Here is a 17,763-nt window from a genome sequence, read left to right on the forward strand (position 1 = left end):
CAGGAGGTTCCTCAGCCCTTGAGCACGGCCTGCACGGTGGCGGCCACGTTCTCGGGCGTGAAGCCGAAGTGCTTGAACAGCACGCCGGCCGGGGCCGATTCGCCGTAGCTGTCGATGCCCACGACGGCATCGACGCCGTATTTCCACCAGCCGCCGGTGCTGCCCATCTCCACCGCGATGCGCGGCAGGCCCTTGGGCAGCACGGCCTTCTTGTACTTGACGTCCTGGCGGTCGAAGGTGGTGGTGCTGGGCATGGAGACCACGCGCACCGGGATCTTGCGGGCCGCCAGCATCTCCTGCGCGGCCAGCGCCAGCTGCACCTCGGAGCCGGTGGCGATGATCACGGCCTTGGCCTTCTTCTTGAGGCCCACGCGCGAGGGCTCGGCCAGCACGTAGGCGCCACGGCTGATGTCGGCCAGCTCGTCTTTGGGCGCGTAGTTCAGGTTCTGGCGCGACAGCAGCAGCGCGGTGGGCTGCGTCTTGTTGCGCAGGGCGCAGGCCCAGGCCACCACCGTTTCGGTGGTGTCGCCGGGACGCCACACGTCGAGGTTGGGAATCAGGCGCAGGCTGGCCGCGTGCTCGATGGACTGGTGCGTGGGGCCGTCCTCGCCCAGGCCGATGGAGTCGTGCGTGAAGACATGGATCACGCGCTGCTTCATCAGCGCCGCCATGCGGATGGCGTTGCGGCTGTAGTCGCTGAAGGTCAGGAAGGTGCCGCCGTAGGGAATGAAGCCGCCGTGCAGCGCCACGCCGTTCATGATGGCGGCCATGCCGAACTCGCGCACGCCGTAGTTGATGTGGTGGCCGATGCGGCCGTCCTCGGTGCGCACCACGGCGCCGTCGGCGGCAAAGCGCAGGTCGGGCGTGGCGGCGGTCTTGGTCAGGTTGGAGCCGGTCAGGTCGGCGCTGCCGCCCAGCAGCTCGGGCAGCTGCACCGTCAGCGTCTCCAGCGCCAGCTGGCTGGCCTTGCGGCTGGCCACGGTCTCGCCCTTGGTGTGGGCGGCCAGCACGGCGTCGACCACCACCTGGTCGAAGGCGGCGGGCAACTCGCCCTTCATGCGGCGCTCGAAGGCGGCGGCCAGGTCGGGGAAGGCCTGCGCATAGGCGGCGAACTTCTCGTTCCAGGCGGCTTCGGCGGCCGAGCCCTTGGCCTTGGCGTCCCAGTCCTGGTAGACGGCCTCGGGCAGCTCGAAGGGGGCGTGTTCCCAGCCCAGGGCCGAGCGGGTCAGGCCGATCTCGTCGGCACCCAGGGGTTCGCCATGGGCCTTGGCGGTACCGCCCCGGTTGGGGCTGCCCTTGCCGATCTGCGTCTTGCAGACCACGAGGGTCGGCTTGCTGCCCTCGCCGGCCTTGGCCTGGGCGATGGCGGCGGAGACGGCGGCGGCGTCATGGCCGTCCACCGGGCCGATCACGTTCCAGCCGCAGGCCTCGAAACGCTTGGGCGTGTCGTCGATGAACCAGGGCGCGACCTTGCCGTCGATGCTGATGCCGTTGTCGTCGTACAGGGCGATCAGCTTGCCCAGCTTCCAGGCGCCGGCCAGGGCCACGGCCTCGTGGCTGATGCCTTCCATCAGGCAGCCGTCGCCCAGGAAGGCGTAGGTGTGGTGGTCGACGATGGCATGGCCGTCGCGGTTGAACTCGGCGGCCAGCAGCTTTTCGGCCAGCGCGAAGCCCACGGCGTTGGTGATGCCCTGGCCGAGCGGGCCGGTGGTGGTTTCCACGCCGGGGGTGATGCCCACTTCGGGGTGGCCGGCGGTGCGGCTGTGCAGCTGGCGGAAGTTCTTCAGTTCTTCGATGGGGAGGTCGTAGCCCGTCAGGTGCAGGAGGGCATAGACCAGCATCGACGCATGGCCGTTGGAGAGCACGAAGCGGTCGCGGTCCGCCCAGTGGGGGTTGGCCGGGTTGTGCTTGAGGTGCTCGCCCCAGAGGGCCGCCGCCATGTCGGCCATGCCCATCGGGGCGCCGGGATGGCCGGAATTGGCTTGCTGAACGGCGTCCATCGCCAACGCGCGGATCGCGTTGGCCATCAGGGCTTGGTTGGCCATGGGAAAGGGGCTTTCGGGGAGTGGAAAGAGGAGAGCCGGGCATTTTAGCGAGGCACGCTTGCCTGGCCCGTCAGCCTGCAGCGGCGCCCGGCTCAGGCCATCGATCCTTGGTCCTGCATCAAAAAGTGTGGTCTATTTGTTAAGAATATCGGAGCGCTTCGCGCCCCGCGGGCTCGCGGGACTGCTAGAGTGCGCACATGCACGGCCTGCATCTCACAGCCGATCTTCACGATTGCCAGTGTGCCGATTTCTGGCTCACTGATGGAACGATCCTTCTCGAATGCCTGACACGCGCGGTCACGGTGGCGAAGCTGACCGCGGTAGGGCAGATCGCGCACCACTTCCCGGGCACCCCTGCGGGCCGCGGTGGCGTGACGGCTGCGTTGCTGCTGGCGGAATCGCACGTCTGCGTCCACACCTGGCCTGAGCAGGGCAGCGTGACGCTCGATGTCTATGTCTGCAACTTCGGCGGCGACCATTCCGACGCGGCGCGGGCCGTTCAGGAAGCGCTCATTGCGCTGTTTGCGCCCCGTCATGTGGAGCGCAACGTCCTGCACCGGGGCAGTGTCACCGGCCATCTGGCGTGACACCCGCCATGGTTCTCGCCGCGGGTCGCGGCGAGCGCATGCGGCCCCTGACCGACGCCACACCCAAACCACTGCTTGCCGTTCAGGGCAAGCCGCTGATGCAATGGCCCATGGAAGCCCTGGCGCAGGGGGGCTTCACCCGCCTGGTGGTCAACACGGCGTGGCTGGGCGAGCAGATCGCGCAGCGCTTCGGCACGGCGCCCCAATGGGGTGCGGGCCTCGGCTCCCGGATCGCCTATTCGCACGAAGGTTTCGATTTCGGTGAGGCGCTGGAGACCGCGGGCGGCATCTGCCGCGCGCTGCCGTTGCTCGACGGCGACATCTTCTGGTGTCTGGCCGGCGACGTGCATGCGCCCGACTTCCGCTTCACGGCTCCCCTTGTCCAGGCCTTTGCCGACAGTGGTCGCCTGGCCCATCTGTGGCTGGTGCCCAACCCGGCGCACAACCCTCGCGGCGACTTCGGCATCGGCCAGGACGGCGCCGCCCTGAATCTGCCGGCAGACGATCCGGCCCCCCGCTTCACCTTTTCCACCATCGGGCTGTACCGGCGTGAGTTGTTCATGGCGCCCTACTGCGACATTCCGCCCGGCAATCCGGCGGGGGTGAAGGCCGCGCTGGCGCCGTTGCTGCGACGTGCGATGGACAATGGCCGCGTCAGTGCCCAGCTGCACACCGGCCGCTGGACCGACGTCGGCACCCCCGAGCGCCTCGCCCAACTCAACTCGTCGCCATGAACGCCAGTCCTTCCCTCTATGCCGAGCGCCGGGCCCGCCTGGCCACCCAGCTGGGTGCCGACGGCATCGCCCTCATCCCCACCGCGCCTGAGCGCCAGCGCAACCGCGACAGCGACTTCCCCTACCGGCACGACAGCTATTTCCATTACCTGACCGGCTTCACCGAGCCCAATGCCTGGCTGGTGATCGACGCCGCGGGCCGCAGCACGCTGTTCTGCCAGCCCAAGGACCTGGAGCGCGAGATCTGGGACGGCTACCGCCTCGGCCCCGAGGCCGCGCCCGAGCGCCTGGGCGTGCAGGAAGCCTTCTCCGTCGCCGAACTCGACAGCCGCCTGCCGAAGCTGCTCGAAAACCGCGCCACCGTCTGGTACCCCTTCGCCACCCATCCCGGGCTCGAAGGCCGCGTCGACGGCTGGCTGCAGAAGGTGCGCGCCCGGGTGCGTTTCGGCGCGCTGTGCCCCGAGCAGCAGCGCGACCTGTGCGGCCCACTGGACGAGATGCGTCTGGTCAAGGACGCGCACGAGCAGGACGTGATGCGCCGCGCCGCCGACATCAGCGCCCGCGCCCACATCCGCGCCATGCAGCTGAGCGCCCGCATGCTGCGCGAGGGCCGCGACGTGCGCGAGTACCACCTCGACGCCGAGCTCCTGCACGAATTCCGACTGGGCGGCTCGCAGTTCCCGGCCTATGGCTCCATCGTGGCGGCTGGCGCCAATGCCTGCGTGCTGCACTACCGCGCCGACGTGGCGCCCGTGCGCGCCGGCGAGCTGGTGCTGATCGATGCCGGCTGCGAACTCGACAGCTACGCCAGCGACATCACCCGCACCTTCCCGGCCGACGGCAGGTTCACCGGCCCGCAGCGCGCGCTCTACGACCTGGTGCTGGCCAGCCAGGAAGCCGCCGTGGCCGCCACCAAGGCCGGCAACCGCTTCAACGATCCGCACGAGGCCACGGTGCGCGTGCTCTCGCAGGGCATGCTCGACCTGGGCCTGCTCGACGCCAACAAGGTGGGCGGCGTGGACGACGTGATCGAGCAGCGCGCCTACTTCCGCTACTACATGCACCGCACCGGCCACTGGCTGGGCATGGACGTGCACGACTGCGGCAGCTATGTGGAGCCCACGCAGGTGGGCGAGATCAGCGAGCGGCGCGACCCGCTCTCGGGCGAGGTCATCAAGAACCGCCCCAGCCGCATCCTGCAGCCGGGCATGGTGCTGACCATCGAGCCGGGCATCTACGTGCGGGCCGGCGACGACGTGCCCGCCCAGTTCCACGACATCGGCATCCGCATCGAGGACGACGCCATCGTCACCGCCACGGGCTGCGAGCTGATCACGCGCGGCGTGCCGGTGGATGGCGACGAGATCGAAGCGCTGATGCGCGGCTGACGCCCGACCGTCGACGTGCCCTCGAGAATCACTGCCGCAACCGGGCCAGTGCGATCTCGTAGACCTCGTTTCGGTCGCGGCGCCCCACCGCGATGACCGTGACGGTCACGATCCGGTCTTCTACGGCATAGACAAGACGGTAGCCCGCCTGTCGCAGCTTGATCTTGTAGAGGTGGGTGGCGCCCGACAGCGCGGCGCTGGGGACATGGGGGTTGTCCAGCCGTTGGGCCAGTTTCTTCTTGAACTGCTCGCGGATGCTGGGCCCGAGCTTCTGCCATTCCTTCAAGGCTGAGGCCTTGAAGGCCAGCTCATAAGGCATCGAGCGACACCGGCACCGACGGCTCCTCCTGCCGGGCCTTCACCAGCCGGAGCAGTTCCGCGTCGTCCAGCAGTTCCATCATGGCTTCATAGGCCGCGGCAGGCACGCAGTAGAAGGCGGGTTGGTTGTGGTTGAGCACCAGCACCGGCATGCCCTCGCCGCTGGCGACGACCTTCATGGGGTTCGCCTTCAACTCGGAAATGCTGGCGGCGGTTTCGGCGAAAACTGGGTGGGGCATGCCTCGGCTCCTTCAGTGAAGACCGAATATTAGGTCTTTATTTTGGATCTCTCCAAGGGCGTGGGCTCATGCGCCGAAGCGCTGCGCCGAGTAGGGCGCCGCATCCACCATCGTCGGCCCGCCGTCCATGAGCTCTGCCAGCAGACGTCCGCTGGCCGGGCCCAGCGTGAAGCCCTGGTGCGCATGGCCGAAGTTGAACCACAGGCCGCGGTGCCGAGGTGCGGCACCGATCACCGGCAGCATGTCGGCGGTGCAGGGCCGCGCGCCGAGCCAGGGCTCGCCTTCCACGGGGTGCGGCAGATCGAGCAGTTCGCGGGCGTAGGTCTCGGCGCGCGTGAGCTGCCAGGGCGTCGGCGCCGCGTCCTGGCGGGCGAACTCGGCACCCGTCGTGATGCGCGCGCCCCGCCGCATCGGCGCGATCACCAGGCCGCGGTCCAGGTCGTAAACCGGCCGGCGCAGCGTGGGGCCGCCGGTGTAGTGCCGGTGGTAGCCGCGCTTGACGAAGAGCGGCAGCCGGTAGCCCAGGGGCTTGAGCAGCCGGTCGGCCCAGGGGCCCAGGGCGACCACGGCCTCCTGCGCTTCCACCGGGCCGCGGGTCGTCTGCACCCGCCAGCCCTGGGCGGTGGCCGTCAGCGTGGCCGCGTCGCCCTGCACCAGCACACCGCCGAGCTGCTGGAAATGCGCGGCATAGCGGGCCACCAGTTCGCCCGGGTCGCTCACACACCACGGGTCCTGCCAGTGCAGCGCGCCGGGCAGCGCATGGGTCAAGGCGGGCTCTTCCGTGGCAAGGGCCGCACCGTCAAGCGCACGCACCCGCAAGCCGTGTTGGGCCGCGGTGACCTCGGCCGCGCGCTGCGCCAGCGCCAGGCTGGCGGTATCGCGGAACACATGCAGGTAGCCGTCGCGCTGCACCAGGTCGTCGGCGCCGGCGGCCGCGATCAGCGGGGCATGCTCGCTGGTCGAATGTTCGATCAGGCGCGCATAGGCCGCGGCGATGGGCGCATAGCGTTCGGGCGCCGAGTTGCGCCAGTAGCGCGACAGCCCGCCCGCCACCGCCGGCAGTGCGCCCAGGTGCCAGTTGACGTCGGCCCCGCGCTTGAGCGCCACGCCCGCCAGCTTGGCCAGGCTGCGCGGAAAGGCGTAGGGCGACACGGCTTCGCGCTGGATGATGCCGGCGTTGCCGTACGAGGTTTCGCGCCCCGGCAGGCCGCGGTCGACCAGCGCCACCGAATGGCCGCGCATCGCCAAATGCAGGGCGGTGCAGGTGCCGACCATGCCGGCGCCGAGGACGAGGATCTCGCGGGCCATGGGTGCGTCAGGCCTTCTGCTGGGCGATGACGGTCAGCTCCACCAGCGCGCCGGGCAGCATCAGGTCGGCGCGCACGGTGGTGCGCACCGGCCGTGGCTCGGCGAAGGCCGCGGCATAGACGCCGTTGAAGGCCGCGAAGTCGGGCGCATCGACCAGGTAGGCCGTCACGCTCACCACGTCCGAGAGGGCCAGGCCCTGGCTGGCCAGCGTCGCCGTGATGCGCTCCAGGCACAGGCGGGTCTGCGCCTCGATGCCGGCCGGCACCGAGCCGTCGGCGGCGATGCCCAGTTCGCCGGAAAGAAAGACGAGCGGCCCGACGGTGCGGACCTTGGAGAAGGGCAGGGCGGAGGTCTGGGTCATGAAGGATGCCGGCGCCGGGCGCCAGCCCTGAAGGTGGGGAAGGGGCGCCATTGCGCGCCGGAGGCGATTATTCCGCCGGCTGCGTTGCCGACCAATGTGCGGTTCGCAAGATCGCATTGCCGTAAGCGCAAGACGCCGGCTGTCATCGCCTCACTCCAGTGCCTTGCGCAGGTGGTCGATGAAGGCCCGCGCCGCATCCGGCAGGTGGCGGCCGGCCATTGTCTGCACCTCGAAGTGGCGCTCGTTCATCTCGCGGTCGCGCAGCGGGATGGCCACGACGGCGCGGTTGTGCAGTTGCTGGCGCAGCGCCAGTTCGCCGCAGAAGGTGACGGCCTGCGTGTGGGTCACGTACTGGATCAGCGGGTAAAGATGGTCGCTCGTGATCACCGGCTGCAGGACCAGGCCCTGCCGGCTGCTGCTGATGTCCAGCAACTGCCGCAGCGTGGAAGTGCCGGCGGGCAGCGCCAGCGGCCAGGCCAGCAGCTGCGCCAGCGACACCTGCCGGCGATCGGCCAGCGGATGGTCGGGCGCCACCACCGCCATCACCGGCGAAGGATGGCGAAAGGCCACCTGCAGGCCACTCTCCGAGCTGAGGCTCACCGTCACGCCCAGGTCCACCAGCCCCTCGCGCACGCGGCGCGCCACCTCGCGCTGCACCGCCATGTCCAGCTGGAAGCGGATGCCCGGGCAGCGCGCCTGGAAGTCCGCCACCACCGCGGGCAGGAACTCGTAGGCGAAGCCCTCGGTGGCCACGATGCGCACCTCGCCCTGGCGCAGGCCGCGCAGGGCCAGGATGTCGTCGGTCACGCGCTCGATGTCCAGCCAGGCGCGGCGCGCATGGGCCGCCAGCAGCTCGCCGGCGGAGTTGAGCGTCATGCCGCGGGCGCGACGCTCGAACAGCAGGGTATCCAGCTCGCGCTCCAGCCGGCCGATCTGGCGGCTGACGGCCGAGGGCGCCACCTCCAGCCGGGCCGCGGCCTCGGTGACGGAGCCGGCGCGTGCCACCTCCAGGAAGTAGCGCAGGGCAACTTCCTGCAGCACGCGCTGGTTGGGATCGCGGCGGGTGGACTGGGTGGCGGCAGCGGGGGCAGCGGTGGAAGAAGAAGCGTTGGAAGCCATCGGTGTCGGGCTTGCAAATTGCCGAATCGGCAATGAAGCTTTAAGAGCCTTGTGCTTGCTGCACGGGAGGCGCGTTTCTAGCATGCGGCCATCGTCCTCGGAAAGGCTTGCTGCCATGACCTTCGCCTCCACCCTCGCATTCCGCCCCGCATCGGTGTCCCGCCGTGTCGCCGTGTGCGGCCTGCTTGCTGTCGCCGCCTTGGCCGGCACCCCGCCCGCCGCCGCGCAGACGGACTACCCCAGCCGCCCCGTCACGCTGGTGATCCCCTTCCCGCCCGGCGGCAGCGCCGACGTGATCGGCCGGCTGATGGGGCAGCGACTCTCCACCGCGCTGGGCCAGCCGGTGGTGGTCGACAACCGTCCTGGCGCCGGCACGGCCATCGCCGCCGGCTACGTGGCCAAGGCACCGGCGGACGGCTACACGCTGCTGCTGGGTTCGCCCTCCACCTTCACGGCCAACCCGGCCATCCGCAGCAACCTGCCCTACGACCCGGTCAAGAGCTACGACCCCATCGCGATCGTGGCGCGCATCCCGCTGGTGCTGCTGGCCAACAAGGACGTGCCCATCAACACGGTGAAGGAGTTCGTCGCGGCCGCCAAGGCCTCGCCCGAGAAGTACTCGTACGCCTCCTTCGGCGCGGGCACCACTTCGCACTTCGCCGGCGAGATCGTCCTGGGCGCCGTCGGCGCGAAGATGCTGCACGTGCCCTACAAGGGCAGCGCTCCGGCCATGACCGACCTGATCGGCGGCCAGGTGCCTTTTTCGGTGGACACCGTCACCGCCGCCATTCCGCAGCTCAAGGGCGGCAAGGTCAAGGCCATCGCCGTGACCACGGCGCGGCGCTCGTCGCAACTGCCGAACGTGCCCACCTTTGCCGAGGCGGGCTACCCGGACATCGACGTCGACACCTGGATCATGCTGGTCGCGCCCAAGGGCACGCCCGCACCGGTGCGCGACCGGCTGGAAAAGGCCATCGCGCAGATCGTGGCCTCGCCCGATGCCAAGGCCGCGCTCGCAGCCCAGGGCGCCGAGCCCGCTTTCGGCGGCCAGGCCGCGTCGGCCAAGCAGATCGAGAACGAGCTGCCGCTGATGCGCGCCGTCGCCCTGCGCGCCAACATCAAGGCGGATTGATGGCCGAACTCGTCGAACTCTCCGCCGTCGAGCAGCGCCGCCTGATCGGCGCCCGCCAGCTCTCGCCGGTCGAACTGCTGGAGGCGTGCATCGCGCGCATCGAGCAGGTCAATCCCTTCGTCAATGCCGTCACCGCCACCTGCTTCGAGCGGGCGCGGGGCGAGGCCCGCGCCGCCGAGCAGGCCGTGATGCGCGGCGAGCCGCTGGGCCTGCTGCACGGCCTGCCGCTGGGCGTGAAGGACCTGGAGCCGACCGCCGGCCTGCTCTCCACCTCGGGCACGCCCAGCCTGCGCAACCATGTGCCGGCGCAGGACATCGAACTGGTGCGCCGCCTGCGCGCGGCCGGCGCCATCGTGGCCGGCAAGACCAACGTGCCCGAACTGGGCGCGGGGGCCAACAGCCGCAATCCGGTGTGGGGCGCCACGGGCAACCCCTTCGATCCCAACCTCAACGCCGGCGGTTCTTCCGGCGGCTCGGCGGCGGCGCTGGCGCTGGACATGCTGCCGGTGTGCACCGGTTCGGACACCGGTGGCTCGCTGCGCATCCCGGCCGCCAAGTGCGGCGTGGTGGGTCTGCGGCCCTCGCCGGGCGTGGTGCCCAGCGTGCGCAAGCCGATGGGCTTTTCGCCCATCTCGGTGGTCGGGCCCATGGGCCGCACCGTGGCCGATGCCTGCCTGCAGCTGGCCGCCACGGCCGGCCCGCATGCGGGCGATCCGCTCAGCCATCCGCTGGACGCCATGGCCTTCCTGGCGCCGCGCACGGCCGACCTGTCGCGCCTGCGCGTGGCCTGGACCGAGGACTTCGGCTGCTGCGACGTCGACCCCGTGGTGCGCCGCGCCTTCCGCGAGAAGATGGCCGCCATGCGCCACCTGTTCGCCGCCTGCGACGAGGTCCGCTTCGACCTGGGTGAGGTGCACCACTGCTTCGACGTGCTGCGCGCGGAGGCCTTCGTGGCCGGCATGCGCGAGGCCTACGAGCGCAATCCCGAAAGCCTGGGCCCCAACCCGCGCGCCAACTACGAGATGGGCGTGCGCATGAGCCTGCTCGACAGCGCCTGGGCGCAGACCGAGCAGACCCGCATCATCAACCGCTTCCAGAAGGTGTTCGAGGGCTACGACCTCGTGCTGTCGCCCACCACGCCGGTCTCGCCCTTTCCGTGGACGCTGCCGCATGCCGCCGAGGTGGACGGCCGCCCGCAGGAGAACTACTACCGCTGGCTGGCGCTGACCTACGTGGTCACGCTGACCACGCACCCTTCCATCAGCCTGCCCTGCGGCGTGGACGAGCGCGGCATGCCCTTCGGCCTGCAGGTGACGGGCGCCTTCCGCGGCGACCTGCCGCTGCTGTCGGCCTCGCTGGCCTTGGAGCAGGCCTTTGTCGCCTCGCCCGTGCTGGCGCGACCGCGGCCGGACATCGCGAAGCTGCGGCCAGCCGAGCCGCCGCTCAAGAGCATCGTCACCGCCGCGCCGGACGATCCGCGGGCCAGCCGGCCGACCGAAGCGGGCGCCGCCTCGGTCGTCTGAACGCCCGGGCGCGCCGGCCGGCCTTCAGTCGAAGGCCCCCGCCGGCGCCTCGGCCGCCACGGCCTCCATGTGCTGGGCGATGGCGCCGGGCGTGGTGAACCACACGCGGCCCTCGTCGCGCGCACGGGCCAGGTGGCCCAGTACCTCGCGCAGGTGCCGCAGCCGGTAGGGCTGGCCCACGATGTACGGATGCAGCGCCAGGCCCATCACCAGCGGCTGGGCCTGCGACTGGGTGAGCATCTCCTCGAAGTTGTCCACCACCATGTCGCAGAAGGCGCGCGAGTCCATCTGGCGCGCCACGATCATCGGAATGTCGTTGAGCTCCTGCGGATAGGGCACGGCCCACAGCCGCCCGCCGCCGCGGGTGCGCATGCGCATGGGCTGGTCGTCGTGGCACCAGTTGAGCGTGTAGCGGTAGCCCGTCTCGGCCAGCAGGTCGGGCGTGAGGCGGCTCTCGGAGATCCACGGCGACAGCCAGCCGGCCGGCGCCTGGCCGCTCTCGCGTTCGATGCGGTCGCGGCAGCGCTGCAGCAGGGCGCGCTCCTCGTCCTCGGACAGCTGGCCCTGGCGCTCGGCATTGCTGTGGCCGTGGCCGATCAGCTCGTCGCCGCGGGCCGCGAAGGCCTGCACGAGTTCGGGGCAGTGGTCGTACAGGGCGGTGTTGATCAGCGTGCCGGTAGGCAGGCCCAGCTGGTCGAAGAGTTCCAGGCAGCGCCAGGCACCCACGCGGTTGCCGTATTCGCGCCAGCCGTGGTTGAGCACGTCCGGGTGCGGCGACGCCGGGCCGATGCAGGCGCCCAGCCCGTCGCCGAAGGCGAAGTGCTCGATGTTGAAGCCCAGGTACACCGCCAGCCGCGCGCCATTGGGCCAGGCGTAGTCGTGGCGGCGGGTGATGGGCCGGTAGTCGAAGCGGTCGTGCCCGGGCAGGCGCTCGGGCCAGCGGGTGCGGGCGGGGTCGTGCGGTGCGGTCATCGGCAGTCGGCTCACAGCGTGGCCAGGCCGGCGCGCACCAGCAGCCATTCGGCGCTGTCGTTCCACACGTCCATCTGCACGATCAGGCCGCGGCGCACCACATACCGATCCACGTAGCGGTTGCCCTCGAAGGCCGTGCCATCGGGCCAGGCGCCGTAGAGCGTGCCCAGGCTGTAGACCACGGTCTCGTCCTCGGTGCCGCCGGCCACCGTCTCGGTGCGGTCGATCTTCTTCTTGACCCAGGCATAGCGCTGGGCGTTGAAGGCCGAGGTGTCGCCCGGCGCCGTCATCGGCCGGTTGCCGGTGAAGCGGATGCGGATGTCCGGCGCGGTGTAGCGCGAGGCCGAGGCGGGGTCGGGAATCATCACGAGGCGCAGGAACTCGTCCACGATCTCGGCGGGGGTGGTGGGAGGGGTGGTGGTCGTCATCGATGTTTTGGATGCTTGGGCGAAAGGAAAGGGGCGGGCGCGTGCAAGCCACGTGCCCGGGGTGCCGCTGGGCCAGTGTCCCCCGCGTCGGCGCCCCCGGTCGAGCCCCCGGCGGCCGACATGCCCGACCGGCACAATCGCCGGCTATGCGTTTTTTCCGGGATGTCAACCTGCCCGCCTTCACCGCCGGCTTCGTCGCCGTGCTGGTGGGCTTCACCAGTTCGGTGGCCATCGTGTTCCAGGCCGCGCAGGCCTTCGGCGCCGACGGCGCCGAGATCGCCTCCTGGATGTGGGCGCTGGGCATCGGCATGGGCCTGGCGACGGCCATCCCTTCGCTGTGGCTGCGCAAGCCGGTGATGGTGGCCTGGAGCACGCCTGGTGCGGCCGTGCTGGCCACCGCCGGTGCCGGTTACTCCATGGGCGAGGCCGTGGGCGCCTTCATCGTCTGCGCCGCGCTCATCACGCTGGCCGGCGCCACCGGCTGGTTCGAGCGGGTGATGAACCGCATCCCCCTGGCCATCGCCTCGGCCCTGCTGGCGGGTGTGCTGGCGCGCTTCGGCCTCTCGGCCTTCACGGCCGCGCAGACGGCGCTGCCGCTGGTGCTGCTGATGCTGGCCACCTACCTGGCAGGCAAGCGCTGGCTGCCGCGTTACGCCGTACCGCTGACGCTGGCGGTGGCCATCGCCTATGCGGCCGTGCGCGGCCAGCTCGCCTGGAGCACGGTGCATTTCACGCTGGCGATGCCGGTGTTCACGATGCCGCAGTTCACCTGGCAGGCGGCCGTCAGCCTGGCGCTGCCGCTCTTCGTCGTGACCATGGCCTCGCAGAACCTGCCGGGCGTGGCCGCCATCCGCGCCGCGGGCTACGACATGCCCATCAGCAAGCTCATCACGCTCACCGGCGTGGCCACGCTGCTGCTGGCGCCCTTCGGCGGCTATGCGCTCAACCTGAGCGCCATCACCGCCGCCATCTGCATGGGCCGCGAGGCGCATGAAGACCCGCACAAGCGCTACACCGCCGCCGTGTGCTGCGGCCTCATCTACGTGCTGATCGGCTGCTTCGGCGCCGCGGTGGCGGGGCTGCTCACGGCCTTCCCGAAGGAACTGGTGGCGGCCATCGCCGGGCTGGCGCTGCTGTCGACCATCGGCGGCGGCCTGGCCACGGCCCTGCGCGACGAGGCGCACCGCGAGGCGGCGCTCATCACCTTCCTGGTCACGCTCTCGGGCCTGACCCTCTTCGGCATCGGCTCGGCCTTCTGGGGCGTGGTGGCCGGTGCGGCCGCGCTGCTGGTTCAGCAGGCCGGCCGTCCAAAGGCCCCCGCCGGCAAGGACATCGCGCCTGCCTGCAAGATCAGGCTCGACGCCCGCCAGGGCGGCCCGGACAACAACCACAAGCCATCATGAATTTCCTCTTCGTCGCCGATCCGCTGGACCTGTTCAAGACTTACAAGGACACCACCTTCTCGATGATGCGCGAGGCCCAGCGACGCGGCCACCGCATCGCCGCCTGCCTGCCGCAGGACCTGGGCTGGCGCTCCGGCGGCGTGGTCGAGGCCGAGGTGCTGCGCATCACGCTGACCGGCGATGCCGACGACTGGTACACGGTGGACGTGCGCGAGCGCGTGGCCCTGAAGGACTTCGACGCCGTGCTCATGCGCAAGGACCCGCCCTTCGACGCCGAGTACATCTACGCCACCCACCTGCTGGAGCAGGCCGAGCGCGAGGGCGCGCGCGTGGTCAACAAGCCGCGGGCGCTGCGCGACCATCCGGAAAAGCTGGCGATCATGGAGTTCCCGGAATTCACCACGCCCACGCTGGTCACGCGCAGCGACGCGGCGGTGCGCGCCTTCCACGCCGAGCATGGCGACATCATCCTCAAGCCGCTGGACGGCATGGGCGGCATGGGCATCTTCCGCGTCAAGCAGGACGCGCTGAACCTCGGCTCCATCATCGAGACGCTCAACAAGGGCGGCGCCGAGACCATCATGGTCCAGCGCTTCGTGCCCGAGATCAGCGAGGGCGACAAGCGCGTGCTGGTGATCGCCGGCCAGCCCGTGCCCTACTGCCTGGCGCGCATCCCGCAGGGCACCGAGGTGCGCGGCAACCTGGCGGCCGGCGGCAAGGGCGTGGCCCAGCCGCTGTCGGCCGACGACCGCCGCATCGCCGAGGCCATCGGGCCCAAACTGTTCGCGCGCGGCCTGCTGCTGATCGGCCTGGACGTGATCGGCGGCTCGCTCACCGAGATCAACGTCACCAGCCCCACCTGCTTCCAGGAGATCCACGACCAGACCGGCTGCGACGTGCCGGCGCTGTTCGTCGATGCGCTGGAGGCGCAGGTCCAGGCCGGTTGATTCCCCGCCGGTCCACCGATGCGCAGCGGGGGCGGCGCGATCAGAAGTCGACCGTCGCGCTCACGTTGAAGGTGCGTGGCGCGCCCTGCACCAGATAGCCGTAGCCCGGATAGCCGCCCACCGACGCCCAGTAGTTGCGGTCGGTCGCGTTGTCGATGCGGGCGCGGAAGGTGACGGGCTTGCCCGCCACCTCGGTGAGGTAGCGCGCGCCCACGTCCAGCCGCGTCCAGCCGGGCACGCGCAGGGTGTTGGCGGCGTCGGCATAGCTGCTGCCGTTGCGCACCACGCGGCCGGTGAGGGCCAGGCCCGGCACGCCGGGCACGTCCCATTCCAGGCCCAGGCTGCCCTGGGCACGCGCCACGCCGATCACGCGCTTTCCGTCGGTGGCGGCGCTGCCGGTGTCCCTCTGCTCGGCGTCCAGCCAGGTCACGCCGCCGAGCACGCGCAGGCCGCGGGTGATCTCGCCGAAGGTGTTGAGCTCCACGCCCTGGTGGCGGTCCTCGCCCTGCACGCCGTAGTAGCCGTTGGCCAGGTAGGCGCGGGGCTTCTCGGTGCTGAAGACGGCCACAGTGGCGCCGATGCGGCCACCGTCGTACTTCAGGCCCACTTCCTTCTGCTTGGAGACATAGGGCGCCAGCTGCTGGCCGCCGTTGAGCACCAGTTGCCCGCCAGACTGGGTGGGCGCCGTATCGCCCTGCGCCAGGCCCTCGATGTAGTTGGCGTAGACCGACAGGTTGTCCTGCAGCCGGAAGACGACACCTGCGACTGGGCTGGTGCGACTCTGGTCGTAGCTGCTGATGCCGGTGCTGCCGGGCACGAAGCGGCCGGCGTTGGCCACCACGTACGGGATGCTGGTCGATTCGATGGTCTGGTAGCGCGCGCCCAGCGTCACGCGCAAGCGGTCGTCCAGGAAGGACAGCGTGTCGCCCAGCGCCCAGCTCTTGAGCGTGGTGGTGCCGTTGAGGGCCGGGCTGGTGAGGTCGTTGCCCAGGTAGCTCAGGCCCGGCGCGATGCGCGGCACCGGCGTGTAGATGCTGCTGACCACCGAGGAGCCGGCCGCCAGGCCCATCGCGTAGGCGTTCTTCTTCTTCAGGTCGTACCAGGAATAGCCCAGCACCCATTCATGGCCCACGCCGCCCGTGCGCAGCTTGCCGCGCAGGCCCAGCTCGGCGGTCTTCACGTCGTCCTCGCGGGTGTTGTCGAAGCGCGTGGCCGTGCTGGCGCCGGTGAAGGCGTTGTTGACGGTCGGGTTGGCGAGCGCGTTGCTCTCTGCGCTCTGGCGGGCGCCCGCGGCGGCCCAGGCGGTGATGTCGGGCGTGATGTCGTACTCGCCGCGCAGGGAGCCGAAGGTGTCGCGCTCCATGGAATAGGTCCAGGGCTGGGCGTAGTTGCTGCGGCCGTCGGGCGCGCGCGGCACGACGGTGACGGCGCTGCCCAGCGTCACGTTGGGGCGGGCCGCGTCGAGACGGTGCTCCTGGTGGCCGATGTCGGCCGACACACGGGCATCGCGGCCGCGCCAGTCCAGGCCCACCGACAGTGCACTCAGCTTGACCGACTCGCCGTCGACGCCGGTGCCGCCGTCGCGGTGGGCGGCGTTCACGCGCACGCCCAGGCTCTGGTCCGGGCCGAAGCGCCGCGCGATGTCGGCCGCGGCATAGCCCTGCGAGCCGCTGGCGCCGCCCACCGTCACCTGCGTCAGCGGCTCGTTGCCGGCGCGCTTGGGCAGCAGGTTGATGTTGCCGCCGATGCCGCCGCCCGAGGGCGTGGCGCCATTGAGGAAGGCGCTGGCGCCGCGCAGCACCTCCACCCGCTCGAACAGCTCCGAGGCGATGTACTGGCGCGGCAGCAGGCCGTACAGGCCGTTGTAGGCGATGTCGTCCGAATTCACGATGAAGCCGCGCATGAAGTACGACTCCTGGAAATTGCCGAAGCCGCGCGCCACCCGCACCGAGGGGTCGTTCTGCAGCACGTCGGCCACGCTGCGGGCCTGCTGGTTCTGGATCAGTTCCTGCGTATAGGCCGTGGTCGCGAAGGGCGTGGCCATCAGGTCTACGGTGCCCAGCAGGCCGACCCGCCCGCCACGGGCGACCTGGCCCCCGGCATAGGGTTTGGCCAGGCCTTCGGCCGAGGCGTCGGCACTGGCTTCGACGGTGATGGTGGCAAGCGTGCCGGCTGCGGATGCCGCGGGCGCGGCGGATGCGGCGGGAGGGGTCTGCGCCGAGGCGGCCAGCGCCTGCAGGGCGAGGCCCGCGGCCAGGGCCAGCGGCGCCGGCGTGAAGAGTCGGGTCATGAAGATGGGCTTTGAAGCGAATGCGAATTGTTATTATTAGTTAACGCATCGTGAATGAAGACGCACGGTCGCAAGCCCGCCAACGCAGCGGGGCCATCTGTCGCGTGAAGACGTCACCGGGGGTGCGAGCTGCGTTGCCCGCGTCTGAAATCCAGGTATGAAGCGGCTTGGGGCGGGGCGTCAGCCCCTTCTTCTGCCGTTCTCGAAGACCCGCAGCTCACCGGGCGCGAAGGGCACCCAGGTCTCGTTGGTGGTGAGCGGGGCCGTCACCACCACCGCGACGCGGTCGTCGGGCGTGGTGTGTTGGGCGAAGTCCATCGACAGGTCCTCGTCGGCCAGCTGGGCCAGCGTGAACGGGTGCTGGCGCTCGATGGACCAGAGGTGGGTGGACGCATGCGCCCACAGCGCCTGCCCGTTGGACAGCAGGAAGTTGAAGGTGCCGTGGCGCGCGATGCGCGGCGCCAGCTCGCGCAGGGTGAGCGTCAGTTCGTCCACGCTGGGCACGTCGGCATGCGACTTGGCCAGCTCCTGCATCAGCCAGCAGAAGGCGTGCTCGCTGTCGGTGCCGCCCACCGGATGGAAGCTGCCATGCAGCCGCGGGCGGAAGTCCTTCAGGTCGCCGTTGTGGGCAAAGACCCAGTACCGGCCCCAGAGCTCGCGCACGAACGGGTGGCAGTTCTGCAGGTTGACCGCGCCCTGCGTCGCCTTGCGGATGTGGGCGATGACGTTGCGGCTCTTGATGGGATAGCGGCGGATCAGCTCCGCCACCGGCGAATCGCAGGCCGGCAGGTGGTCCACGAAGTGGCGCAGGCCGCGGTCCTCGAAGAAGGCGATGCCCCAGCCGTCCGCATGGTGGTCGGTACGGCCGCCGCGCTGGGCGAAGCCGGTGAAGCTGAACTGCACATCGGTGGGCACGTTGCAGTTCATTCCGAGGAGCTGGCACATGGCGGCGGCGGGGCGTTCGAAGCG

The 17,763-nt window shown here is 70.4% G+C and carries 17 protein-coding genes; 7 read left to right on the forward strand and 10 right to left on the reverse strand.

Features of this window, described 5'->3' with window-relative positions; all coding sequences use genetic code 11:
- Positions 1-11: 11 nt before the first annotated feature.
- A complete protein-coding gene (gene tkt / locus BXA03_RS10580; protein ID WP_076507136.1) occupies positions 12-2,045 on the reverse strand; it encodes a transketolase in 2,034 nt (677 codons plus the stop codon).
- Between the two features lie 197 nt (positions 2,046-2,242).
- Here tkt and speD point away from each other — a divergent pair, with 197 nt between their 5' ends.
- From speD to BXA03_RS10595, 3 genes are read left to right on the forward strand one after another with little or no spacing between them, the layout of a single operon-like run.
- The gene (gene speD, locus BXA03_RS10585) at positions 2,243-2,632 is read left to right on the forward strand and encodes an adenosylmethionine decarboxylase (protein ID WP_076507139.1); all 390 of its coding nucleotides are present in this window, start codon (positions 2,243-2,245) and stop codon (positions 2,630-2,632) included.
- An 8-nt stretch (positions 2,633-2,640) separates the two neighbouring features.
- The gene (locus BXA03_RS10590; RefSeq protein WP_076507141.1) at positions 2,641-3,366 is read left to right on the forward strand and encodes a nucleotidyltransferase family protein; all 726 of its coding nucleotides are present in this window, start codon (positions 2,641-2,643) and stop codon (positions 3,364-3,366) included.
- On the forward strand, positions 3,363-4,754 hold the full coding sequence (locus tag BXA03_RS10595; RefSeq protein ID WP_076507143.1) for an aminopeptidase P N-terminal domain-containing protein: 1,392 nt from the start codon (positions 3,363-3,365) through the stop codon (positions 4,752-4,754). Before BXA03_RS10590 ends, BXA03_RS10595 begins: the two co-directional genes overlap by 4 nt.
- 28 nt (positions 4,755-4,782) lie before the next feature.
- On the opposite strand, the gene BXA03_RS10600 is transcribed toward BXA03_RS10595, so the two are convergent.
- The 5 genes from BXA03_RS10600 to BXA03_RS10620 all read right to left on the reverse strand — a co-directional run bounded on the left by BXA03_RS10600 (position 4,783) and on the right by BXA03_RS10620 (position 8,099).
- The gene (locus tag BXA03_RS10600; RefSeq protein WP_076507145.1) at positions 4,783-5,073 is read right to left on the reverse strand and encodes a type II toxin-antitoxin system RelE family toxin; all 291 of its coding nucleotides are present in this window, start codon (positions 5,071-5,073) and stop codon (positions 4,783-4,785) included.
- The gene (locus BXA03_RS10605) at positions 5,063-5,311 is read right to left on the reverse strand and encodes a type II toxin-antitoxin system Phd/YefM family antitoxin (RefSeq protein WP_076507148.1); all 249 of its coding nucleotides are present in this window, start codon (positions 5,309-5,311) and stop codon (positions 5,063-5,065) included. Before BXA03_RS10605 ends, BXA03_RS10600 begins: the two co-directional genes overlap by 11 nt.
- Positions 5,312-5,377: 66 nt before the next feature.
- Complete coding sequence (locus tag BXA03_RS10610) at positions 5,378-6,619, reverse strand: NAD(P)/FAD-dependent oxidoreductase (protein WP_076507151.1); 1,242 nt, start codon at positions 6,617-6,619, stop codon at positions 5,378-5,380.
- Positions 6,620-6,626: 7 nt separating this feature from the next.
- Positions 6,627-6,980 carry a RidA family protein gene (locus tag BXA03_RS10615; RefSeq protein ID WP_076507659.1) on the reverse strand — a complete coding sequence of 118 codons (354 nt, stop codon included), beginning with the start codon at positions 6,978-6,980 and terminating at the stop codon, positions 6,627-6,629.
- A 150-nt stretch (positions 6,981-7,130) separates the two neighbouring features.
- Complete coding sequence (locus tag BXA03_RS10620; protein WP_083716018.1) at positions 7,131-8,099, reverse strand: LysR family transcriptional regulator; 969 nt, start codon at positions 8,097-8,099, stop codon at positions 7,131-7,133.
- Positions 8,100-8,214: 115 nt separating this feature from the next.
- Here BXA03_RS10620 and BXA03_RS10625 point away from each other — a divergent pair, with 115 nt between their 5' ends.
- Positions 8,215-9,231, forward strand: a complete 1,017-nt coding sequence (locus BXA03_RS10625; protein WP_083716019.1) for a Bug family tripartite tricarboxylate transporter substrate binding protein — start codon at positions 8,215-8,217, stop codon at positions 9,229-9,231.
- Positions 9,231-10,754, forward strand: a complete 1,524-nt coding sequence (locus BXA03_RS10630) for an amidase (RefSeq protein WP_076507153.1) — start codon at positions 9,231-9,233, stop codon at positions 10,752-10,754. The genes BXA03_RS10625 and BXA03_RS10630 overlap by 1 nt, the downstream gene beginning before the upstream one ends.
- Positions 10,755-10,778: 24 nt before the next feature.
- Here BXA03_RS10630 and BXA03_RS10635 read toward each other — a convergent pair whose 3' ends face one another.
- Positions 10,779-11,726: a polysaccharide deacetylase family protein gene (locus tag BXA03_RS10635; RefSeq protein WP_076507155.1), complete on the reverse strand. Its 948-nt coding sequence runs from the start codon at positions 11,724-11,726 to the stop codon at positions 10,779-10,781.
- 11 nt (positions 11,727-11,737) lie between these two features.
- The gene (locus BXA03_RS10640) at positions 11,738-12,154 is read right to left on the reverse strand and encodes a hypothetical protein (RefSeq protein WP_076507157.1); all 417 of its coding nucleotides are present in this window, start codon (positions 12,152-12,154) and stop codon (positions 11,738-11,740) included.
- A 146-nt stretch (positions 12,155-12,300) separates the two neighbouring features.
- Here BXA03_RS10640 and BXA03_RS10645 point away from each other — a divergent pair, with 146 nt between their 5' ends.
- Positions 12,301-13,557: a benzoate/H(+) symporter BenE family transporter gene (locus BXA03_RS10645; RefSeq protein ID WP_076507159.1), complete on the forward strand. Its 1,257-nt coding sequence runs from the start codon at positions 12,301-12,303 to the stop codon at positions 13,555-13,557.
- Positions 13,554-14,504: a glutathione synthase gene (gene gshB, locus BXA03_RS10650; RefSeq protein WP_076507161.1), complete on the forward strand. Its 951-nt coding sequence runs from the start codon at positions 13,554-13,556 to the stop codon at positions 14,502-14,504. Before BXA03_RS10645 ends, gshB begins: the two co-directional genes overlap by 4 nt.
- A 40-nt stretch (positions 14,505-14,544) precedes the next feature.
- Here the strand turns inward: gshB and BXA03_RS10655 are convergent, their stop codons facing one another.
- Positions 14,545-16,794 (reverse strand): TonB-dependent receptor, encoded by a 2,250-nt coding sequence (locus BXA03_RS10655; protein ID WP_076507164.1) that lies wholly within the window; start codon positions 16,792-16,794, stop codon positions 14,545-14,547.
- Between the two features lie 180 nt (positions 16,795-16,974).
- Entirely contained in the window at positions 16,975-17,739 is a 765-nt protein-coding gene (locus BXA03_RS10660) for a class II glutamine amidotransferase (RefSeq protein WP_076507167.1), read from the reverse strand.
- Between the last annotated feature and the right edge of the window lie 24 nt (positions 17,740-17,763).

It is taken from the genome of Pseudacidovorax sp. RU35E, assembly GCF_900156165.1.
Classification (GTDB): domain Bacteria; phylum Pseudomonadota; class Gammaproteobacteria; order Burkholderiales; family Burkholderiaceae_C; genus Xenophilus.

Excerpts from the sequence above, each read along its gene's own strand:
- tkt (WP_076507136.1), bottom strand. The coding sequence starts at position 2,045 with ATGGCCAACCAAGCCCTGATGGCCAACGCGATCCGCGCGTTGGCGATG.
- speD (WP_076507139.1), top strand. The coding sequence starts at position 2,243 with ATGCACGGCCTGCATCTCACAGCCGATCTTCACGATTGCCAGTGTGCC.
- BXA03_RS10590 (WP_076507141.1), top strand. The coding sequence starts at position 2,641 with ATGGTTCTCGCCGCGGGTCGCGGCGAGCGCATGCGGCCCCTGACCGAC.
- BXA03_RS10595 (WP_076507143.1), top strand. The coding sequence starts at position 3,363 with ATGAACGCCAGTCCTTCCCTCTATGCCGAGCGCCGGGCCCGCCTGGCC.
- BXA03_RS10600 (WP_076507145.1), bottom strand. The coding sequence starts at position 5,073 with ATGCCTTATGAGCTGGCCTTCAAGGCCTCAGCCTTGAAGGAATGGCAG.
- BXA03_RS10605 (WP_076507148.1), bottom strand. The coding sequence starts at position 5,311 with ATGCCCCACCCAGTTTTCGCCGAAACCGCCGCCAGCATTTCCGAGTTG.
- BXA03_RS10610 (WP_076507151.1), bottom strand. The coding sequence starts at position 6,619 with ATGGCCCGCGAGATCCTCGTCCTCGGCGCCGGCATGGTCGGCACCTGC.
- BXA03_RS10615 (WP_076507659.1), bottom strand. The coding sequence starts at position 6,980 with ATGACCCAGACCTCCGCCCTGCCCTTCTCCAAGGTCCGCACCGTCGGG.
- BXA03_RS10620 (WP_083716018.1), bottom strand. The coding sequence starts at position 8,099 with ATGGCTTCCAACGCTTCTTCTTCCACCGCTGCCCCCGCTGCCGCCACC.
- BXA03_RS10625 (WP_083716019.1), top strand. The coding sequence starts at position 8,215 with ATGACCTTCGCCTCCACCCTCGCATTCCGCCCCGCATCGGTGTCCCGC.
- BXA03_RS10630 (WP_076507153.1), top strand. The coding sequence starts at position 9,231 with ATGGCCGAACTCGTCGAACTCTCCGCCGTCGAGCAGCGCCGCCTGATC.
- BXA03_RS10635 (WP_076507155.1), bottom strand. The coding sequence starts at position 11,726 with ATGACCGCACCGCACGACCCCGCCCGCACCCGCTGGCCCGAGCGCCTG.
- BXA03_RS10640 (WP_076507157.1), bottom strand. The coding sequence starts at position 12,154 with ATGACGACCACCACCCCTCCCACCACCCCCGCCGAGATCGTGGACGAG.
- BXA03_RS10645 (WP_076507159.1), top strand. The coding sequence starts at position 12,301 with ATGCGTTTTTTCCGGGATGTCAACCTGCCCGCCTTCACCGCCGGCTTC.
- gshB (WP_076507161.1), top strand. The coding sequence starts at position 13,554 with ATGAATTTCCTCTTCGTCGCCGATCCGCTGGACCTGTTCAAGACTTAC.
- BXA03_RS10655 (WP_076507164.1), bottom strand. The coding sequence starts at position 16,794 with ATGACCCGACTCTTCACGCCGGCGCCGCTGGCCCTGGCCGCGGGCCTC.
- BXA03_RS10660 (WP_076507167.1), bottom strand. The coding sequence starts at position 17,739 with ATGTGCCAGCTCCTCGGAATGAACTGCAACGTGCCCACCGATGTGCAG.